Raw genomic sequence first — 18,526 nt, forward strand, 5'->3', positions numbered from 1 at the left:
TCATGCGTATTGAGACCACGGTCATCGAGGGCATCATTTCGATCACGCCGCCACGCTTCGGCGATCACCGCGGCTACTTCTCCGAGGTATTCAAGGATGCTTGGTTCCGGAAAAATGTGGCTGACGTCACGTTCATCCAGGACAATGAATCGCTTTCGGCGCAGGCGGGCACCGTTCGGGGGCTGCATTTCCAGATACCGCCCTTCGCACAGGGCAAGCTGGTGCGCTGCCTTGCCGGCCGGATCATGGATGTCGTCGTCGATATTCGCGAGGGATCGCCGAGCTTCGGCAAATGGCTCTCTCAGGAGCTCTCGCCGGAAACCGGCAAACAGCTCTGGATACCGGCCGGTTTCGCACACGGGTTCGCAACGATCGAGCCGAACAGCGTCATCAGCTACAAGGTAACCGCACCCTACAGCCCGCAGCATGATCGGGGCATCGCGTGGAACGATCCGATGATCGGCATTCGCTGGCCCTTCAATGAGCGAGATATGGTATCGTCCGACAAGGACAAGACGCTGCCGCGGCTCGCCGATCTGCCAAGTCCTTTTTCCTATTCAGCACAGCAAGCCGAGGATTGATCGCCGATGCGCATACTCGTCACCGGCGGAGCCGGCTTCATCGGATCGGCATTGGTGCGCCATCTCGTCAGCGGGATCGGCGCCGAGGTGCTGAATGTCGACGCGCTGACCTATGCCGGCAATCTGGCATCGCTGAAATCCGTCGAATCGGCGCCGAACTATCAATTCCTGCACGCCGACATCTGCGACCGCGCCAGGATGCAGGAAGCATTCGCGTCCTTCCGCCCTGATACCGTCATGCATCTCGCGGCCGAGAGCCATGTCGACCGCTCGATCTCGGGTGCGGACGATTTCATTCAGACCAACATCGTCGGCACATTCAGTCTGCTGGATGCCGCACGGCACTATTGGGATGGGCTTGAGGCTCGCCGCAAGAGTGCCTTCCGCTTTCTGCAGGTGTCGACCGATGAGGTCTACGGCTCGCTCGGCGACGAGGGCCTCTTCGAGGAAACGACGCCTTACGATCCCTCCTCGCCCTATTCCGCCTCCAAGGCCGCGAGCGACCATCTGGCGATCGCTTGGCACCGAACCTACGGCATGCCCGTCGTCGTCTCCAATTGCTCCAACAACTACGGCCCGTTCCACTTCCCCGAAAAGCTCATTCCGCTGATGATCCTGAACGCACTGGAGGGCAAGCCTCTTCCGGTTTACGGCAATGGCGCGAATGTCCGCGACTGGCTCTATGTCGAAGACCACGCCCGCGCGCTCTTCACGATCGCATCCAGAGGGCGCCCCGGCGAAAAATACAATGTGGGCGGTCGCAATGAGCGCAGGAACATCGATGTCGTTCATCGCATCTGCGCTATTCTCGACGACGTCTACAGTGACAAGAGACGGCATAAACGTCTGATCAACAACGTCACCGATCGTCCCGGACACGACGCACGCTATGCGATCGATGCCTCCAAACTCGAAAGCGAACTCGGCTGGAAGGCGCAAGAGACCTTCGAAACTGGCATCGAGAAGACCGTGCACTGGTACTTGGAAAACGAATGGTGGTGGAGGCCGCTGCGCGAAAACGTCTACTCCGGCGAACGCCTCGGCGTTTTCAAGGGACGATAAGCGATGCGCATTGCCGTCACCGGCAAACAGGGCCAGGTCGTTCAGTCGCTGCTCAGACGTGGCGCCGAAATGGGCGTCGAAATCAGCGCGGTCGGGCGCCCGGAAATGGACCTCGCGGATCCTGCAAGCATCGCAGCCGCCTTCTCGGCTCTGCGGCCGGATGTGATCGTCTCCGCCGCCGCCTATACGGCGGTCGACAAGGCCGAGAGCGAACCCGAGCTTGCTTTTTCCGTCAACGCAGCAGGCGCCGGGGCGGTTGCCGAGGCTGCCGCGCGGATCGGGGCCCCGGTCATCCACAGTTCGACCGACTACGTCTTCAGCGGCGACAAGGCCTCAGCCTATTCCGAAGAGGATGCGACGGCGCCGATCTCCGTCTATGGGCGTTCGAAGCTCGCAGGCGAGAAGGCCGTCGCGGCGGCGAACCCGAACCACGTCATCTTGCGCACCGCCTGGGTCTATTCGCCCTTTGGCACTAATTTCCTGAAAACAATGCTGCGGCTTTCCGAGACGCGCGATCATCTTCGCGTTGTCGCCGATCAGACAGGATGCCCGACCTCGGCACTCGACATCGCCGATGCGATTGTTGCGATCGCAACCCGAGTTGTAGCGGACCCTGAGCCATCGCTCCGCGGCACTTTTCACCTGACCGGCAGCGGCGAAGCAAGCTGGGCTGATTTCGCCGAAGAGATATTCACGGAGCTTTCCCAATCCGGCGGCAGAAACGTCGGCGTCGAGCGCATCCCGACCGCGGACTATCCGACACCGGCCAAGCGTCCCGCCAATTCACGTCTCAACGGTGACAAGCTCGCCAGAACATATGGTATCCGGCTGCCGGAGTGGAAGCAGTCTATGAAGATTGTCATGCAAGACCTCTTGAATAAAGGTCTTTAGGGAGATGGGCATGAAGGGGATTATTCTCGCCGGCGGCACGGGCACGCGTCTGCATCCGATCACGCAGGCCGTCTCGAAACAGTTGATGCCGGTCTACGACAAGCCGATGATCTACTATCCGCTGACGACGCTGATGCTCGCCGGCATCAGGGAGTTGCTGATCATCACTACGCCTCACGACATCGAAGCCTTCAAGCGCCTTCTCGGCGACGGCTCGCAATGGGGAATTTCGCTGACCTATGCCGTACAGCCGAGCCCGGACGGCCTCGCCCAGGCCTTCATCATCGGCGCCGACTTCTTGCACGGCGACAGCTCGGCACTCGTTCTCGGCGACAACATCTTCTACGGGCACGGACTGCCGGAAATCATGAAATCCGGCACGAGCCGGCGGGAAGGCGCGACGGTATTCGCCTATCACGTCACCGATCCGGAACGCTATGGCGTTGTCGGCTTTGACGAAAAAATGAATGCGCTGTCGATCGAGGAGAAACCGAAGGAGCCAAAATCGAACTGGGCGGTGACCGGCCTCTATTTCTACGACCAGCAGGTGGTCGATATCGCCGCCAACCTGAAGCCATCACCGCGCGGCGAATTGGAAATCACCGACGTCAACCGCACCTATCTCGAGCGCGGCCAGCTTTTTGTGGAGCTGATGGGCCGGGGCTATGCCTGGCTCGATACCGGCACGCCGGACAGCCTGCTCGATGCCGCAGGCTTCGTCAGCACGCTGGAGAAACGCCAGGGCTTCAAGATCGCCTGTCCTGAAGAAGTCGCCTGGCGCATGGGCTACATCTCGCAGGACGACCTCGCCAAGCTCGCCGAGAAGCTCGGCAAGAGCGCCTACGGCCAGTATCTGACGAAGCTGTCCCCGGATTGGTGAGCTATCCGGCCGGCGCAGTACAACGGCGAGATCATTCGATTTACGTGTTAGAGCGTATCCGGATTTAGTTGAATCGGAAGGGATTCCGTTTTTGTGTGTTTTGTGATTCAAGATGCTGGCTGGAGTGGAGGCCAGCATCGAATGACGCGACCTCTTTCCAATGATCTTCGTGAGCGTGTTGTTGCTGCAATCGAAGCCGGTGAGAGCTGCCGGTCGGTTGCGGCGCGGTTCGGTATTGCCGTGTCTTCAGCGGTAAAGTGGTCGCAGCGTTATCGTTCGAGCGGATCTGTCGCGCCTGGGAAGATGGGCGGCCACCGCAAGCGGGTTCTGGAGCCGCATCGGGCGTTTATCGTGGAGCGGATCAACCAGACGCCGCATGTGTCACTGCACAGGTTGAAGGAAGAGCTGGCCGCGCGAGGGGTGAAGGTATCCCACGATACGGTATGGCAGTTCCTGCGACGTGAGGGATTGCGGTTCAAAAAAAACACTGTTCGCCCTTGAGCAGGCGCGCGCTGACGTCGCGCGACGGCGACAGCGCTGGCGATCCTGGCAGGCTGGCCTCGATCCAAGACGGCTGGTCTTCATCGATGAAACCTGGATCAAGACCAACATGGCGCCGCTTCGAGGGTGGGGGCCGAAGGGCAAACGCCTGCGCAGCTTCGCGCCGCACGGACATTGGCGCACCCTGACTTTCCTCGGCGCGTTGCGCTGCGATCGGCTTACCGCACCCTGTGTCTTCGATGGACCGATCAACGGTGAGTGCTTTCGCGCCTATGTCGAGCAGCAACTCGTACCGGTGCTCAAACCCGGCGACATCGTCGTGATGGATAATCTCGGCTCCCACAAGTCGGTCGCCATCCGTCAGATGATCCGCAACGCTGGTGCTCGGCTCTGGTACTTGCCGCCATACTCCCCCGACCTCAATCCGATCGAACAGGCTTTCGCCAAAATCAAGCACTGGATGCGCCTGGCTCAGAAGCGAACCATCGATGACACCTGGCGCCACATCGGACACCTCGTCACAACCATCGAGCCCAGCGAATGCAGCAACTACTTCGACAATGCCGGATACGCTTCCGTCAAAACCTGAAACGCTCTAGAGCGCCGCGTCCAATTCCGGTTGGCGGCGTTATCCAGCAGGGAATTCCGCCAGCCGGGCGGCGTAGCGCGCCATGGTGTCGACTTCGAAATTGACGAAATCGCCGGCCTTGCGCTCGCCCCAGGTGGTGACTTCGAGCGTGTGGCGGATGAGCAGCACGTCGAAATCCGTGCCGTCGACCGCATTGACCGTCAACGAAGTACCGTCGAGTGCGATCGAACCCTTGGGGGCGACGAATTTCGCCAGATGTTCGGGCGCGCGCAGGCGGTAGCGGGTGGCGTCGCCCTCTGCTGTCACCGAGAGGATTTCCGCCTTGCCGTCGACATGGCCGGAAACGATGTGGCCACCGAGTTCATCACCGATCTTCAGCGACCGTTCGAGATTGATGCGGCTGCCTTCCTGCCAGGTGGCGATCGTCGTCAGCCGCAGCGCCTCTTCCCAGGCCTCAACCTCGAACCAGCGGCCATTGCTGCCTTGCTGCGGCAGGCCGGTGACGGTGAGGCAGATGCCGGCATGGGAGATCGAGGCACCCATGTCGATGGTTGAGGGATCATAGGCGGTCGCGACCCGCAGGCGGATGCCTTCCTTCAGGGGAGAAACGGATTCAACCGTGCCGACATCGGTGACTATTCCAGTGAACATCAAAGCCCTCTTTCGTATTCGTCCAGGCGATCGCCGCCGAACATCAGCGTGCCCGTATGGGCAAAACCCGATGGTATGTCGGATCTCGTCAGCGGCGATTCAATACCGCGCTCGCCGATGACGACAGGCGCCTGATAAAGCTGGATGCGGTCAACGAGGCCAGCCTCGAGGAAAAGCCGCGCCGTCTTTGCGCCGCCCTCGACCAGAAGCGAGGAAATACCGCGCGTCGCGAGTGCCGGCAGCAAGACTTCCGGATGATAGGGATTGCAATGGACGACCTCAACGCCGGCGGCCTCGAGGGCTGCACGGCGGGAGTCCAAGTCGGTGGGTGCGGCACCCCCCTCTGCCCTGCCGGGCATCTCCCCGACAAGGGGGGAGATCGGATCGGGGTTAGCCCCTTGCCCCACGTCTTGCCTCAAGGCGAAACCATCACCATCGGAAACAGGGGAATTCGGATCGCGCCTCTTGCCGATCTCCCCCCTTGTGGGGGAGATGCCCGGCAGGGCAGAGGGGGGTAATCCCTCCGCATCCGATGACAACGGCCACACTTCCTCCCTCGCCACCACGATAACAGGCACTTCCCGCGCTGTCTCCACAAGCTTGCTGGTCAACGGCAATGCCAGCGAGGGATCGAGCACGATGCGGATCGGCGATTGCGATTGAAGACCTGGCAAACGCACAGTCAGCAGCGGATCATCCGCAATCGCGGTACCGATGCCGACCAGGATGGCATCGGTTTCGGCGCGCAGCGCCTGCACCTGGGCGCGGGCCTCCGGGCCTGTTATCGCCACCTGCCCCTCCCCCTCGCGGCCGATCATGCCATCGGCGGAAACGGCAAGTTTGAGAGTCACATAGGGCCGGTTCTTCGTCTGGCGGGTGAGATAGGCGGCAAGCGACTGCCGGCCCTCCGCCTCCAGCACGCCGGCATCCACCTCTATGCCGGCTTCGCGCAGCATGGCGATACCGCGGCCTGAAACCCGCGGATCGGGATCGGTGACGCTGATGACGACGCGGGCAACGCCATAGTCGATCAGCGCCTCGGAACACGGCGGCGTCCTGCCGTGATGCGAGCAGGGTTCGAGCGTCACATAGGCGGTGGCGCCGCGGGCAAGCGCGCCGGCTTCAGCGAGTGCCTGCGTCTCGGCATGCGGGCGGCCACTGAGCGCCGTCACCGCACGGCCGACGATGACGCCATCCCTGACGATCAGGCAGCCGACGGAAGGATTGGTGGCGGTGCGGCCGAGATGCCAGCGCGACAGGCGGATCGCCGCCGCCATGAAACGTTCGTCATGCGGCGTGATGCTCATGGCTCACCTGTCCAGCGGGTCGCGGGCAATCTTGGCGTTGATCTCGGAAATGACCTTCTCGAAATCCTCGGCAAGCGAGAAATCCCGGTAGACCGAGGCGTAGCGCACGAAGCCGACATCATCGAGGCTCTTCATGGCTTCCAGCACCTGCAGGCCGATCTGCTCGGAGGAGATCTCGGTCTCGCCGGAGCTTTCAAGCCGGCGGACGATGCCTGAGACGGCGCGCTCTATGCGGTCCCGCTCGACGGGGCGCTTGCGCAACGCCACTTCGAAGGAGCGCACCAGCTTGTCGCGGTCGAAGGGCACTTTGCGGCCGGTCTTCTTGATGACCATCAGCTCGCGCAACTGCACGCGCTCGAACGTCGTGAAGCGGCCGCCGCAATCCGGACAGATGCGCCGCCGGCGGATGGACGTGTTGTCCTCCGCCGGGCGCAGATCCTTGACCTGAGTATCTTCCGAACCGCAATAGGGGCAGCGCATCCCTACTCCTTATCCCAAGTAATCATACATGGGGAAGCGGTCGGTGAGGTTGACCACCTTGCCGCGCACCGCGGCTTCGACGGCAGCGTTGCCTTCATCGGAATTGGCGACCTTCAGGCCGTCGAGAACCTCGACGATCAGATTGCCGATCTCGCGGAATTCGGCTTCCTTGAAGCCGCGGGTCGTGCCGGCCGGTGCGCCCAAGCGCACGCCGGAGGTGACGAAGGGCTTTTCCGGATCGAAGGGAATGCCGTTCTTGTTGCAGGTGACGTAGGCGCGGCCGAGAGCTGCCTCGGCGCGCTTGCCGGTGGCGTTCTTCTTGCGCAGGTCGACCAGCATCAGGTGGTTGTCGGTGCCGCCGGAGACGACGTCGAGGCCGCCCTCCATTAACGTTTCAGCAAGCGCCTTGGCGTTCTTGACGACCTGGGCGGCGTAGTCTTTAAATTCCGGCTGCAGCGCCTCGCCGAAGGCCACAGCCTTGGCAGCGATGATATGCATCAGCGGGCCGCCCTGAAGACCCGGGAAAACGGCCGAATTGAACTTCTTCGCCAGATCCTCGTCATTGGTGAGGATGACGCCGCCGCGCGGACCGCGCAATGACTTGTGGGTCGTCGTCGTCGCGACATGGCAATGCGGGAACGGGGACGGATGAACGCCACCGGCGACAAGGCCGGCGATGTGGGCCATGTCGACCATCAGATAGGCGCCGACGCTGTCGGCGATCTCGCGGAAGCGCTTCCAGTCCCAGATACGGGAATAGGCAGTGCCGCCGGCGATGATGAGCTTCGGCTTGGTTTCTTCGGCCTTGCGGGCAACTTCATCCATGTCGAGCAAGTTGTCGCCTTCGCGCACGCCGTAGGAGACGACGTTGAACCACTTGCCGGACATGTTGACCGGCGAACCATGCGTGAGGTGGCCGCCCGAATTCAGGTCGAGACCCATGAAGGTGTCGCCGGGCTGTAGCAGCGCCAGGAACACGGCCTGGTTCATCTGCGAACCGGAATTCGGCTGGACGTTGGCGAAATTGACGCCGAACAGCTTCTTGGCGCGCTCGATTGCCAGTTCTTCGGCGATATCGACGAACTGGCAGCCGCCGTAATAACGCTTGCCGGGATAACCCTCGGCATATTTGTTGGTCATGATGGAGCCCTGGGCTTCCAGCACGGCGCGGGAGACGATGTTCTCAGAAGCGATCAGTTCGATCTCGTGCCGTTGGCGACCGAGTTCCTTTCCGATCGCGCCGAAAATGTCCGGATCGACGTCCGCAAGCGAGCGATTGAAGAAGGATTCGGTGGAAGCATTGGTCATGGGCGGGCTCCTCAACTGGAATGCGCTGAGGTATTAGCCTTCCGCCGGGGCGAGGGCAATACGAAGAACGACATTTGCTGAGCAAAGCGCGCGCTCACGCTCTTTTGCGGTCGCGCCGCGCTGATCCTTGGCGACCACATCGAGGAGTGTCTCCTCGGACTTAAAAAAACCGCGCCCGAAGGCGCGGTTCTCAAATCACGATGCAGGGGCGGCCGCTTACTGGACCGGCTGTTCCATACCGGCCGTGGTGTCGAGCGCCAGCTCGGCATTGCCGTCCATCTGATAGATGTCGTCGCGGAACTGGACGATGCCGTCGGGCATGCCCCAGGCAGAGATATAGACGAAATAAACCGGAACTTCCGTGGCGAGCTTGACCGGTGTGTTGACGCCGGTTGCGATCACCTGCTCCATCTGCTGGCGGCTCCAGCCGGGGGTCTCGCGCAACAGCCAGTTCGACAAGTCGCGGACGTTCTGGACGCGGACGCAGCCCGACGATTCAAAGCGCATCAGCTTGTTAAACAGGCCCTGCTGCGGCGTGTCGTGCATATACTCGCCATTCTTGTTGTAGAAGTTGATCTTCGTCGAGGCCATGGCGTTGGTCTTGCCGGGGTCCTGACGGAACATCAGGTTCGGCGCCTCGCCGTTCCAGTCGATGGTCTCGGGGGCGACTTCGTTGCCCTTGCCGTCGATCAGGCGGATGGCGTTCTTTTCGAGATAGGTCGGATCCTTGCGCATCAGCGGCATGATGTCCTTCTCGACGATCGAGCGCGGCGCAGTCCAGTAAGGATTGAGGATGACCTCGTAAATCTTCGAATTGACGAGATGCGTCGGGCGGCTGAGACGGCCGACAACCGCCGTGTGGCGCGTCGCGACACTGCCATCTTCAACAGCCTCCACATAGGCGGCCGGGATGTTGACCATCAGGTGACGGCGGCCCATGTCTTCGGGGAAGGTCTGCAGGCGAATCAGATTGGTGTTCAGCTGCTGCAGGCGGACATCGGCAGGAATGTTCATCGCCTTCAGCGTGAATTCGCCGAGAACGCCATCGGCCGGCAGGCCGTGACGCGCCTGGAAGCGCTTGACCGCACCATCGACATAGGAATCAAAGGCGTTGGACAGGCCGGCCTCGCGCGGCAGGTCGCCGGTGATCGCAAGGCGCTGGCGCAGCGCCTGGACGGTGGGAGAGCTGACGCCGAGCTGCAGGCGCTGGTCACCGGGATTGACCTCAGGCCAGCCACCGGCTGCGGCAATCTGCTGATACTGCATAATCGCCTGCTGCGCGCTTGCGACCGATTGGGGTCCGAGAATCGGCGTGTTGGAAACCATGGCGGTCGCCGTGCGCGACGCCGCCTTGGCGTCGAACTGGTCGTCCCAGTTGCCGCGGCGCGGCGCATTGATCAGCGTATCGAGCGCCGATTGCGCGAATGCCGGCGCGGCAAGCGCGCCGGCGCCAATCGTTGCCGCGGACGCCAGGAAAGCGCGGCGCGAGAGAGCTTCAATTCCGTTTTTCTTCGACATAGTCCCAACCACTGAATGCCGCTATAAAGAGAATCTGCGGCTCTTTGCGATATCACTGCGCTTCAACGCAGATCCCAGTCCATTAGTTGTCCCGGCGCACCGAAAAATTCCGCTTGCCCCATCACAAGATTGCGATGCGGCAGCCTGAACATTCCTGATCGGTCTATTGAAAGCGCCGGTTGTTAAGCCTTCCGCTGCCACACCAATATGGCCAATTCGTGTTGCCGGTTGGGTAGAAGGACTGCCGGCTACCGGAAACACGACGCAACGAACCATATGACGGGGTAAAGCGTGCCGGTTAATAACGGCTAAAAAACGGCTTGAATACAGGCCTTTGCGCTTGCCTGCCATGCGTTGCAAAGATGCCACGCAGATATAAACGGCAAATCGGACGTGCAGGGAACACGTCCGATTTTCTGCAACCCTGGAAGGAGGTCAGGGGTCTTAGAGACGGTACAAGATCTGGTCGTTCCAGAAACGGTCCAGACGCTGGAGCAGCTTGTTCATCTGGGTGAACTCGTCCGTGCCGATCCCGCCGACCTTGTCGATCGAGGCGATGTGGCGTTCGTAGAGCTTGGCCACTGTTTCGGCGATGTCCTGGCCGGTTTCGGTCAGGCTGATGCGGACCGAGCGACGGTCGATGCGCGAGCGCTGATGGTTGATGAAGCCGAGATCGACCAGCTTCTTGACGTTGTAGGAAACGTTGGAGCCGAGATAGTAGCCACGCGAGCGCAGCTCGCCCGCGGTCAGCTCGGAATTGCCGATGTTGAAAAGGAGCAGCGCCTGGATGGCGTTGACGTCGCTGCGACCCTGACGGTCGAATTCGTCCTTGATGACGTCGAGAAGACGACGGTGCAGACGTTCAACGAGATGAAGGGATTCCATGTAAAGATCACGGATGTCGTGGTCCTGCTGGTCACGGAAGGTCGATACCGCCTGCGGCTTGATTTTCGTGTTCATATTGACTGCCTCACTGTTTGTTTGGCGGTGTGTTCTCTTCCCGCCTTGAGTGAGACCCTATCGAATACATATAAAATTCGACTTAAACCGCAGGCTTAACGGAGCCTTACCGGTAACCCCACGTTGTCTCAGGGTAAATCAACACTTACCTGGCGGCGGTGCCGGCGTTTTTCCAGCCACAGCAGCAGGCGGAAAATCAAGTAGACGACGGCGACCATGACATGCAGCAGGATGATCAGCTGGTTGGGGCCGAAAATATCCGGCAGCAGGCCATACATGAGGATTTGTCCGCCGGCGGCCAGCACCCAGATGACCGGTCCCCAGGAGACGGTGAGCCAAAGGCCGAGGGAGGCGACGGGGAAGAGCACGGCGAGGCTGGTGCTCGCCACCTTCCATGGCAGGCTCAAAAGATCGAAGCGGCCGGCGCCGACCAGCGAATAACCGACGAGCATCGCCCAATATTGCAGGCCGAACCAGAAGCAGGATACGGCAACCAGTCTCAAGAAGAGAATGAAGAGAATATCCGCCAGTGTGTGTTTCGGTATCGTCGGAGAGTCGGTTTCCATAGCGCAGACATCGGTTCGGGGTTGCATCTTCGCAAAAGCGCCGCGCGTCGGACAAGACGCACCAAGGACGCTCTATAACATTGCGTTGGCGCATAACGCTGAAAATCCGCTCCGATTTTTGGGATTATGCAATAAAAGCACCTTGTTTTTATGCATGTCGTTATCCTGGGCGACATGAATGGGTTTTCAGCCGCGGCCAATCGTCCGGTTTGGATTTTCCAGGCGCCATGATAATGAGCGCTCCGATAAATGGAATGGGCCGAGGACAGATATCATGCAGGACAGGACGCATCTCGTCGACGACATCACTGGTCATCGCCGTATGCGGCGCAACCGCAAGGCGGATTGGACACGTCGGCTGGTGCAGGAGAACCGGCTGACCGTCGATGACCTGATCTGGCCGATCTTCATCGTGCCGGGTTCCGGCATCGTCGATCCGATCGCGGCCATGCCCGGCGTCAACCGCATGAGCATCGACAAGGCTGTCGAAGCCGCGCGGGAAGCGGCCGGCCTCGGCATTCCGGCCCTCGCCACCTTTCCGAATATCGAGATGGAACTGCGTGACGAGACCGGCTCGAACAGCCTCGAAGCCAACAACCTGATCAATCGGGCGACGGCGGCGATCAAGAAGGCGGTACCTAATATCGGCATCATCACCGACGTCGCGCTCGATCCCTTCACCAGCCACGGCCATGACGGCATCCTCAGAGGCGGCGAGATCGTCAATGACGAGACGGTCGACCAGGTGGCACGCGCCGCCGTGATGCAGGCGGATGCGGGCGCCGACATCATCGCGCCGTCAGAGATGATGGACGGACGCATCGGCGCGATCCGCATGGCGCTCGATGCAGCCGGTCACCAGAGCGTCGGCATCATGAGCTATGCGACGAAATTCGCCTCCGCCTTCTACGGTCCCTATCGCGAGGCGATCTCGACCGGCGGGCTGCTGAAAGGCGACAAGAAGACCTACTATATCGACCCCGCCAACGGCACCGAGGCGATCCGCGACGCTGCCCTCGACGTCGAGGAAGGCGCCGACATGCTGATGGTCAAGCCCGGCCTGCCCTATCTCGATATCTGCTGGCGGATGAAGGAGGCCTTTGGCCTGCCGACCTTCGCCTACCAGGTGTCAGGCGAGTATACGCAGATCAAGGCGGCGGCGATGAATGGCTGGATCGACGGCGAGCGGGCGATGCTCGAAACGCTGCTGTCGTTCAAGCGGGCGGGATGCGACGGTGTCCTCACCTATTTCGCGGTCGAAGTGGCGAAAATTCTCGCAAAGCGGTGATTTTGGGGCAGATTATTGCATTTGGCCCTGCCGATACCATATCAGCGGCATCGCTTTTCCTGAGGAGATTGAGATGAGCTACAACCCCAATCCGCTTTATGCCGCACCGGAGGACTGGCGCGCCTATAGCGGCGTGTTGAGCCGCCGGGTCTTCGCCTTCATCCTCGACTACGTCATCGTGGCGCTGCTCTGCATTCCCGCGGCGATCGTGCTGTTCTTCGTGTCGATCGTCACGCTGGGGCTCGGCTTCTTTCTCTACCCTGCTCTTTTCGTCATCGTCGCCGGCATTTACTTCGGCCTGACGGTGGGCGGGCCGAGCCAGGCCTCGCTCGGCATGCGGGCCATGGGAATTGCGATCGTGCGCGTCGACGGACGGCCGATGGATTTCATGACAGCGATCGTGCATCTCGCACTGTTCTGGATCCTCAACTCGGTGCTGACGCCGCTCATCCTGCTTGCCGGCCTGTTCATTGAACGCAGCCGTCTCGTTCACGACCTGCTTGTGGGCACCGCGACGGTGCGCACGGCCTGAGACCCTAACTGTGACCCCGGGCGGAGACCAAATAAAGTCTCCGCCTTCCCTTTGCCGATGGGTGCAGGCGCTCCATATCTGAAATTAGAAGACTGATATGAAGGGCGAAACGCGCCCCGCTGTTGACGTTTTTTATTCTTAGGTCATGCTGTCAGGAAACGGCACGGTCTCGACAGGGAAATTTCCGCGACAAATGAATACGCAGACGACGCCATCCCCGCAGTTTTATCTGACGGCTCCGGCTGCGTGTCCGTACCTGCCGCATGAGATGGAACGCAAGGTGTTCACCCATCTGGTCGGCCCGCGCGCCGCCGAGATGAACGACATCCTGACACAGGGCGGTTTCCGCCGCTCGCAGAACATCGCTTATCGCCCGGCCTGCAGATCCTGTCGCGCGTGCGTTTCCGTGCGAATTCTCGCCCAGGAATTCGAACCGACCAAATCGATGAAACGGGTGCTTGCCGCCAATTCCGACGTCATCGCCACCGAATTCGCGGCCCAGCCTTCCAGCGAGCAATATTCGCTCTTCCGGCGCTATCTCGATTTTCGCCACCAGCAGGGCGGCATGTCCGACATGACCGTGCTCGACTATGCAATCATGGTGGAAGACACGCATGTGAATACGAGAATCATCGAATATCGCCTGCGTGAGGAAGGCTCAGGACTGGAGCAGCGCCCGAAGGGCGAGCTGCTTGGCGCTGCGCTGACCGACACGATGAGCGACGGGCTGTCGATGGTCTATTCCTATTTCAATCCGGCACTCGAGCGCCGTTCGCTCGGCACCTTCATGATTCTCGATCATGTCAGGCGCACGAAAGCGCTGGGACTGCCGCATGTCTACCTCGGCTACTGGGTTCAAGGGTCGCGAAAAATGGATTACAAGACGCGCTTTCAGCCGCAGGAGCACCTGACCCCGCGCGGCTGGGAACGCTTCGATCCCTCGTCCATGCCCGAGAGCACCCACGGCTGAATGTTCCCCACCGCTCTTTCCGACCACCGGAAGGGCCTGCTGCTGACGACAATCGGCGGGCTGGCGCTTTCCGTGGATATCCCGCTGATGAGGCTCGCCGACGGCGAGCTGTGGTCGATCCTTGCCGTAAGAAGCATAGCGACCCTTGGCGTGACGCTTCTGGTCGCAACCGCGCTCAGGATTGCCAAGGGGCGATGGCCAATGCTGGTGCCGGGCTGGCCGGGCCTCTTTACCGGTCTGCTCTACGGGCTGACGACGGTGATCTTCATTCTCGCCGTTTTCAACACGTCGACGGCCAATGTCGTTTTCATCGTCGCCTTCAATCCGATGTTCGCCGCGCTGCTTTCCTGGATTTTCCTCAAGGAGCGGCCGGCGCCAGCAACGCTGATCGCCATGGCGGCGATGATTTTCGGCGTCGGCCTGATCGTGCGGGACGGGCTTTCGGGCGGCCATGTCTTCGGCGATATCATGGCGCTGCTTACCGCGTTCATCATCGCCGCCGCCATCACCGTCAGCCGCGCCTCACGCCGGGAGATGGGCTTCGTCTCGCTGCTTTCGACGGTTCTGCCGGCGGCGGTCGGCCTGATCTCGGTCATGCCGGCAGGCGGTCTTTCGATCGAGCATCCTGTCTGGATCCTCTTCAACGGCGCGGTGATGATGCCGCTTGCCTTCTGGTGCCTGGCGACCGGGCCGCGTTACCTCTCCGCGCCTGAGGTCGGCATGTTCTACCTGCTCGAAACCGTACTCGCACCGATCTGGGTGTGGCTGATCTTTGCGGAAACGCCGACGCCGATGACGCTGGTCGGCGGCGGTATCCTGGTGACGGCGATCGCGGCGCACTCGGTCTGGATGGTGCGGAGGAAAAGCATCAGGCAAATGGCAGGATAGGACGTTGTTGCCCGCTCGGCCTCATGTTATAACTCCGTTACCACAGAGGACAAAGCGATGAACGTCACAATCCGCAAGATCGGCAATTCAGAGGGTATTATCATCCCTAAGGAAACCCTCGACCGTCTTGGGTTGAAGACCGGCGATTCATTGGAATTGCAGATGGAAAACGGCGGCATCACTTTGAAGCCGGCCGATGAGGATTTGTCTCGTCAACTCGAGGCGGCGCGATATTTCATGGACAAATATAAGGTCGCCTTGAAAAAGCTGGCCGAATAATGGCCTTCAAATTCCTGACGAGACCATTGGTGGCGAGCCTGCAGAAAATGCAGATCGAGCGCTTCGGCGGTCTCGCAGGACTGCGTAACGAAGGCGCGCTGGATTCGGCGCTCGGCCGGCCGATCCACAAGGCAAACTATGGCTGCGACGACGTCATTGAGCTCGCCGCCGCCTATCTTTTCGGCCTCGCCCGCAACCACGCATTCGCTGACGGCAACAAGCGAATCGCAATCGTAACCGCCGGTGTGTTCCTTCTCGAAAACGGCTACGAGATCGAAACGACCGATGCCAATCTCTACGCTTTCGTTCTTGCCGTCGCCGCCCGCGAGATCGACGAAGAAGGTGCGACCCGCTTCCTGCGGGATTTCTGCATACCGCTCAACCCGTCGCCTTGAACTGCTGCTGCTCCAGTTCCCTGCCAAGCCCCTCGACCACATGCGCCCAGCCCTTCCGGGTCTTTTCCTCGTGTTCAGCCCATTCGGCGCACATTTCATGGGTCAGCGTCAGACGGCTGCCGCTGCCGAGAGGTTCGATGTCGATCTCGACGCGGTCGCAATTGTGATCGTGCTCCTCGACGGAAAGGCTGAAGACCATGCGTCGCGGGCGCTTCAGCTCCAGGAAGACGCCCTGGTGAAAGGCGTCGCCGGTCGGGCGGCGATCGACGACGAAGAAACGGCCGCCGACATGGGGATCGATATCGGCGCGGATGACATGACCCTCGTCAGTAGCAAACAGGAAGCGGCGGGCTATTTCGGGGTTGAGCCAGGCGTCATAGACAACGGCAGGCGGCGCTTTATAGGTGTGCGTGACATGCAATTTGATGGTGCTGGCGGGCATCGATTTTCCTCCGTTAAGGGCGCGCGCACTTTCCCCAAGCGCACGGGCCGCGGCCATTCCGTCCGCCCTCGGAGCCGGCCTGTTTGTATTTTTGGTAACAGGAGAGAAATAGAGGCATTGCCGCGCCCGCCAAGAGTCGGGCGCGGAATTTTTAAGCCTCAGCCGGCGAATTTGCCGCTGCGCGGGAAGCCCTTCGGCACGGTGCGGCCGGCGGTGGCGCGGTCGGCCAGCCATTCGGCGAGCTCGTCCTTGTTCTTCGTGAACGTGCGGCCGGCGCTGTCTTCCCAGACGAGACCGTCCGATATCGCAAAGCAGCGGACGTCGGAAATGCCGCCATCCTTGTAACGCTGCAGACGCACGCCCTTGCCGCGCGACATTTCCGGCACCTGCACCAGCGGGAAGACCAGCAGCTTGCGGTTTTCGCCGACGACGGCGACATGGTCGCCGCTGACGGGCACGAGCAGCTGCGTTTCCTCGGGCAGCGCGACGTTCATGATCTGCTTGCCCTTGCGCGTATTGGCGACCAGCTCGGCCTCCGGTACGACGAAGCCGTTGCCGGCGGTCGAGACGATCAGCTGCTTGCGCGAGGGCTCATGGACGAAAGCGGTCAGCACCGCCTGGTCGTTGTCCATATCGACGATGATGCGCAGCGGCTCGCCGTGACCGCGACCGCCCGGCAGCTTGTCGCCGCCGAGCGTGAAGGCCTTGCCACCGGTGGTGACGATCAGGATCTTGTCCGTCGTCTGCGCCGGGAAGGCGATCTTCAAGCCGTCACCTTCCTTGAAGGTCAGCGTCGCCGTATCGGCGATATGGCCCTTGAGCGCACGGATCCAGCCCTTCTCGGAAATGACGACGGTGATCGGTTCCTTCTCGATCATCGCCTGCTGGATTGCTTCCTCGTCGGTCTCGGGCGCGTCGGCAAACTGGGTGCGGCGGCGGCCGACCTCGGTCGCCTTGGCGAATTTCTTCTTCACTTCGCCAATTTCCCAGGCGACCGTCTGCCACTGCTTGTCGTCGGAGGAAAGCAACGCTTCGATCTCGCCCTTCTCCTTGGTGAGTTCGTCGAATTCCTTGCGGATCTCGAACTCTTCGAGCTTGCGCAAGGCGCGCAACCGCATATTGAGGATCGCCTCGACCTGATTGTCGGTGAGATCCCAGCGCGCCATCATGACCGGCTTCGGCTCGTCCTCCTCGCGGATGATGCGGATGACCTCATCGATGTTGAGGTAGGCGACCAGCAGGCCGCTGAGGATTTCGAGGCGCCTATCGATCGCCGCCAGACGGAAGCGCGAACGGCGCTGCAGAACTTCGCGGCGGTGGTCCAGCCACTCCTTCAACACCTCGTTCAGCGCCATGACCCGCGGGATGCGGCCCATGGAGAGCACGTTCATGTTGAGCGGGAAGCGGCTTTCGAGTTCCGTCAGCTTGAACATCGATTCCATCAGGATCGTCGGATCGACGCTGCGGGTCTTCGGCACCAGCACGACACGAATATCTTCGGCCGATTCGTCGCGGATATCTTCCAGCAGCGGCAGCTTGCGGGCGATCAGCAGCTCGGCGATCTTCTCGATCAGCCGCGATTTCTGCACCTGGAAGGGAATTTCGGTGATGACGATCTGATAGCCGCCGCGGCCGAGATCTTCCGTCTGCCATTTCGCCCGCACGCGGAAACCGCCGCGCCCCGTGCGGTAGCTCTCGATGATGCTGTCGCGGCTGTCGATAATGATGCCGCCGGTGGGGAAATCCGGGCCGGGAATGAATTCGACGAGCTTTTCGACGGTCGCATCGGGATGCTTGATCAGATGCAGGGCGGCATCGCAAAGCTCGTGGGCATTGTGCGACGGGATCGAGGTCGCCATGCCGACGGCAATGCCGGAGGAGCCGTTGGCGAGCAGGTTCGGGAAGGCGCCGGGAAGGACAACCGGCTCGGAATTCGATTCGTCGTAAGTGTCGCGGAAATCGACGGCATCCTGGTCGATGCCTTCGAGCAGCAGTTCGGAGACCGCCGTCATCTTCGATTCGGTGTAACGCATGGCGGCCGGGCTATCGCCGTCGATATTGCCGAAATTGCCCTGGCCGTTGACCAGCGTGTAGCGCTGCGAGAAGTCCTGGGCGAGACGGGCAAGCGCATCGTAGATCGACTGGTCGCCGTGCGGATGGTAATTACCCATCACTTCGCCGACGATCTTGGCGCATTTTCTGAAGGCCGAGTTCGGCCTCAGCCCCATCTCGTTCATCGCATAGACGATGCGGCGATGGACAGGCTTCAGCCCGTCGCGCACATCAGGCAGGGCGCGGTGCATGATGGTCGACAGCGCATAAGCAAGGTAACGCTGCTCGAGCGCCGCCTTGAGGTCGACCGGTTGGATGTGATCGTCGTCTCCGCCTGAAGGCGGCAAAATCTCTTGTCCCATAGGTTCTGACTAGCTCAGAAGCGG

Annotated in this window: 20 protein-coding genes; 11 read left to right on the plus strand and 9 right to left on the minus strand. The window is 61.0% G+C overall.

Annotation, left to right across the window (positions count from 1 at the left end; genetic code table 11):
• Positions 1 to 2 precede the first annotated feature (2 nt).
• The 5 genes from rfbC to ACS4RR_RS17655 all read left to right on the plus strand — a co-directional run bounded on the left by rfbC (position 3) and on the right by ACS4RR_RS17655 (position 4,504).
• Entirely contained in the window at positions 3 to 581 is a 579-nt protein-coding gene (gene rfbC, locus ACS4RR_RS17635) for a dTDP-4-dehydrorhamnose 3,5-epimerase (protein WP_017963782.1), read from the plus strand.
• A 6-nt stretch (positions 582 to 587) separates the two neighbouring features.
• Positions 588 to 1,643, plus strand: a complete 1,056-nt coding sequence (rfbB, locus tag ACS4RR_RS17640; protein WP_456189076.1) for a dTDP-glucose 4,6-dehydratase — start codon at positions 588 to 590, stop codon at positions 1,641 to 1,643.
• A 3-nt stretch (positions 1,644 to 1,646) separates the two neighbouring features.
• Positions 1,647 to 2,534: a dTDP-4-dehydrorhamnose reductase gene (gene rfbD, locus ACS4RR_RS17645; RefSeq protein WP_456189077.1), complete on the plus strand. Its 888-nt coding sequence runs from the start codon at positions 1,647 to 1,649 to the stop codon at positions 2,532 to 2,534.
• Positions 2,535 to 2,544: 10 nt separating this feature from the next.
• On the plus strand, positions 2,545 to 3,414 hold the full coding sequence (gene rfbA, locus ACS4RR_RS17650) for a glucose-1-phosphate thymidylyltransferase RfbA (protein WP_026154098.1): 870 nt from the start codon (positions 2,545 to 2,547) through the stop codon (positions 3,412 to 3,414).
• A 141-nt stretch (positions 3,415 to 3,555) separates the two neighbouring features.
• A protein-coding gene (locus ACS4RR_RS17655) for an IS630 family transposase (protein ID WP_162115351.1) occupies positions 3,556 to 4,504 on the plus strand; the annotation gives its coding sequence in 2 pieces (ribosomal slippage) (positions 3,556 to 3,891 and positions 3,893 to 4,504; 948 coding nt in all).
• 39 nt (positions 4,505 to 4,543) lie between these two features.
• Here the strand turns inward: ACS4RR_RS17655 and ACS4RR_RS17660 are convergent.
• The 7 genes from ACS4RR_RS17660 to ACS4RR_RS17690 form a co-directional block, all read right to left on the minus strand.
• Positions 4,544 to 5,155 (minus strand): riboflavin synthase, encoded by a 612-nt coding sequence (locus ACS4RR_RS17660; RefSeq protein ID WP_162117191.1) that lies wholly within the window; start codon positions 5,153 to 5,155, stop codon positions 4,544 to 4,546.
• The gene (gene ribD / locus ACS4RR_RS17665; RefSeq protein ID WP_222384731.1) at positions 5,155 to 6,462 is read right to left on the minus strand and encodes a bifunctional diaminohydroxyphosphoribosylaminopyrimidine deaminase/5-amino-6-(5-phosphoribosylamino)uracil reductase RibD; all 1,308 of its coding nucleotides are present in this window, start codon (positions 6,460 to 6,462) and stop codon (positions 5,155 to 5,157) included. The genes ACS4RR_RS17660 and ribD overlap by 1 nt, the downstream gene beginning before the upstream one ends.
• A gap of 3 nt (positions 6,463 to 6,465) precedes the next feature.
• On the minus strand, positions 6,466 to 6,942 hold the full coding sequence (nrdR, locus tag ACS4RR_RS17670; protein ID WP_326889607.1) for a transcriptional regulator NrdR: 477 nt from the start codon (positions 6,940 to 6,942) through the stop codon (positions 6,466 to 6,468).
• A 9-nt stretch (positions 6,943 to 6,951) separates the two neighbouring features.
• Positions 6,952 to 8,250, minus strand: coding sequence for a serine hydroxymethyltransferase (gene glyA / locus ACS4RR_RS17675; protein WP_260110589.1), 1,299 nt, complete (start codon positions 8,248 to 8,250; stop codon positions 6,952 to 6,954).
• Positions 8,251 to 8,466: 216 nt separating this feature from the next.
• Positions 8,467 to 9,768 (minus strand): L,D-transpeptidase family protein, encoded by a 1,302-nt coding sequence (locus tag ACS4RR_RS17680; RefSeq protein ID WP_222384729.1) that lies wholly within the window; start codon positions 9,766 to 9,768, stop codon positions 8,467 to 8,469.
• Between the two features lie 444 nt (positions 9,769 to 10,212).
• Positions 10,213 to 10,728, minus strand: a complete 516-nt coding sequence (gene ldtR, locus ACS4RR_RS17685) for a transcriptional regulator LdtR (RefSeq protein ID WP_003547156.1) — start codon at positions 10,726 to 10,728, stop codon at positions 10,213 to 10,215.
• 128 nt (positions 10,729 to 10,856) lie between these two features.
• Positions 10,857 to 11,294 carry a DUF6163 family protein gene (locus ACS4RR_RS17690; protein WP_026154097.1) on the minus strand — a complete coding sequence of 146 codons (438 nt, stop codon included), beginning with the start codon at positions 11,292 to 11,294 and terminating at the stop codon, positions 10,857 to 10,859.
• Between the two features lie 274 nt (positions 11,295 to 11,568).
• On the opposite strand from ACS4RR_RS17690, the gene hemB reads away from it, so the two are divergent.
• From hemB to ACS4RR_RS17720, 6 genes are all read left to right on the plus strand, one after another.
• Complete coding sequence (hemB, locus tag ACS4RR_RS17695) at positions 11,569 to 12,582, plus strand: porphobilinogen synthase (RefSeq protein ID WP_017963773.1); 1,014 nt, start codon at positions 11,569 to 11,571, stop codon at positions 12,580 to 12,582.
• A 73-nt stretch (positions 12,583 to 12,655) separates the two neighbouring features.
• A complete protein-coding gene (locus ACS4RR_RS17700) occupies positions 12,656 to 13,114 on the plus strand; it encodes an RDD family protein (RefSeq protein WP_017963772.1) in 459 nt (152 codons plus the stop codon).
• Between the two features lie 193 nt (positions 13,115 to 13,307).
• Positions 13,308 to 14,084, plus strand: a complete 777-nt coding sequence (locus tag ACS4RR_RS17705) for an arginyltransferase (protein WP_456189078.1) — start codon at positions 13,308 to 13,310, stop codon at positions 14,082 to 14,084.
• Positions 14,085 to 14,972 carry a DMT family transporter gene (locus ACS4RR_RS17710; RefSeq protein ID WP_222384728.1) on the plus strand — a complete coding sequence of 296 codons (888 nt, stop codon included), beginning with the start codon at positions 14,085 to 14,087 and terminating at the stop codon, positions 14,970 to 14,972. It abuts the gene before it with no gap.
• A gap of 57 nt (positions 14,973 to 15,029) precedes the next feature.
• A complete protein-coding gene (locus ACS4RR_RS17715; protein WP_003547144.1) occupies positions 15,030 to 15,251 on the plus strand; it encodes an AbrB/MazE/SpoVT family DNA-binding domain-containing protein in 222 nt (73 codons plus the stop codon).
• Positions 15,251 to 15,646, plus strand: a complete 396-nt coding sequence (locus ACS4RR_RS17720) for a type II toxin-antitoxin system death-on-curing family toxin (protein ID WP_222384727.1) — start codon at positions 15,251 to 15,253, stop codon at positions 15,644 to 15,646. Before ACS4RR_RS17715 ends, ACS4RR_RS17720 begins: the two co-directional genes overlap by 1 nt.
• Here the strand turns inward: ACS4RR_RS17720 and ACS4RR_RS17725 are convergent.
• Positions 15,630 to 16,088 carry an SRPBCC family protein gene (locus ACS4RR_RS17725; RefSeq protein WP_017963768.1) on the minus strand — a complete coding sequence of 153 codons (459 nt, stop codon included), beginning with the start codon at positions 16,086 to 16,088 and terminating at the stop codon, positions 15,630 to 15,632. The genes ACS4RR_RS17720 and ACS4RR_RS17725 overlap by 17 nt on opposite strands.
• A 158-nt stretch (positions 16,089 to 16,246) precedes the next feature.
• A complete protein-coding gene (gene parC / locus ACS4RR_RS17730; RefSeq protein ID WP_260110587.1) occupies positions 16,247 to 18,502 on the minus strand; it encodes a DNA topoisomerase IV subunit A in 2,256 nt (751 codons plus the stop codon).
• Positions 18,503 to 18,526 lie beyond the last annotated feature (24 nt).

The organism is Rhizobium zaerense, from assembly GCF_051810725.1.
Taxonomy (GTDB): Bacteria; Pseudomonadota; Alphaproteobacteria; order Rhizobiales; family Rhizobiaceae; genus Rhizobium; species Rhizobium leguminosarum_I.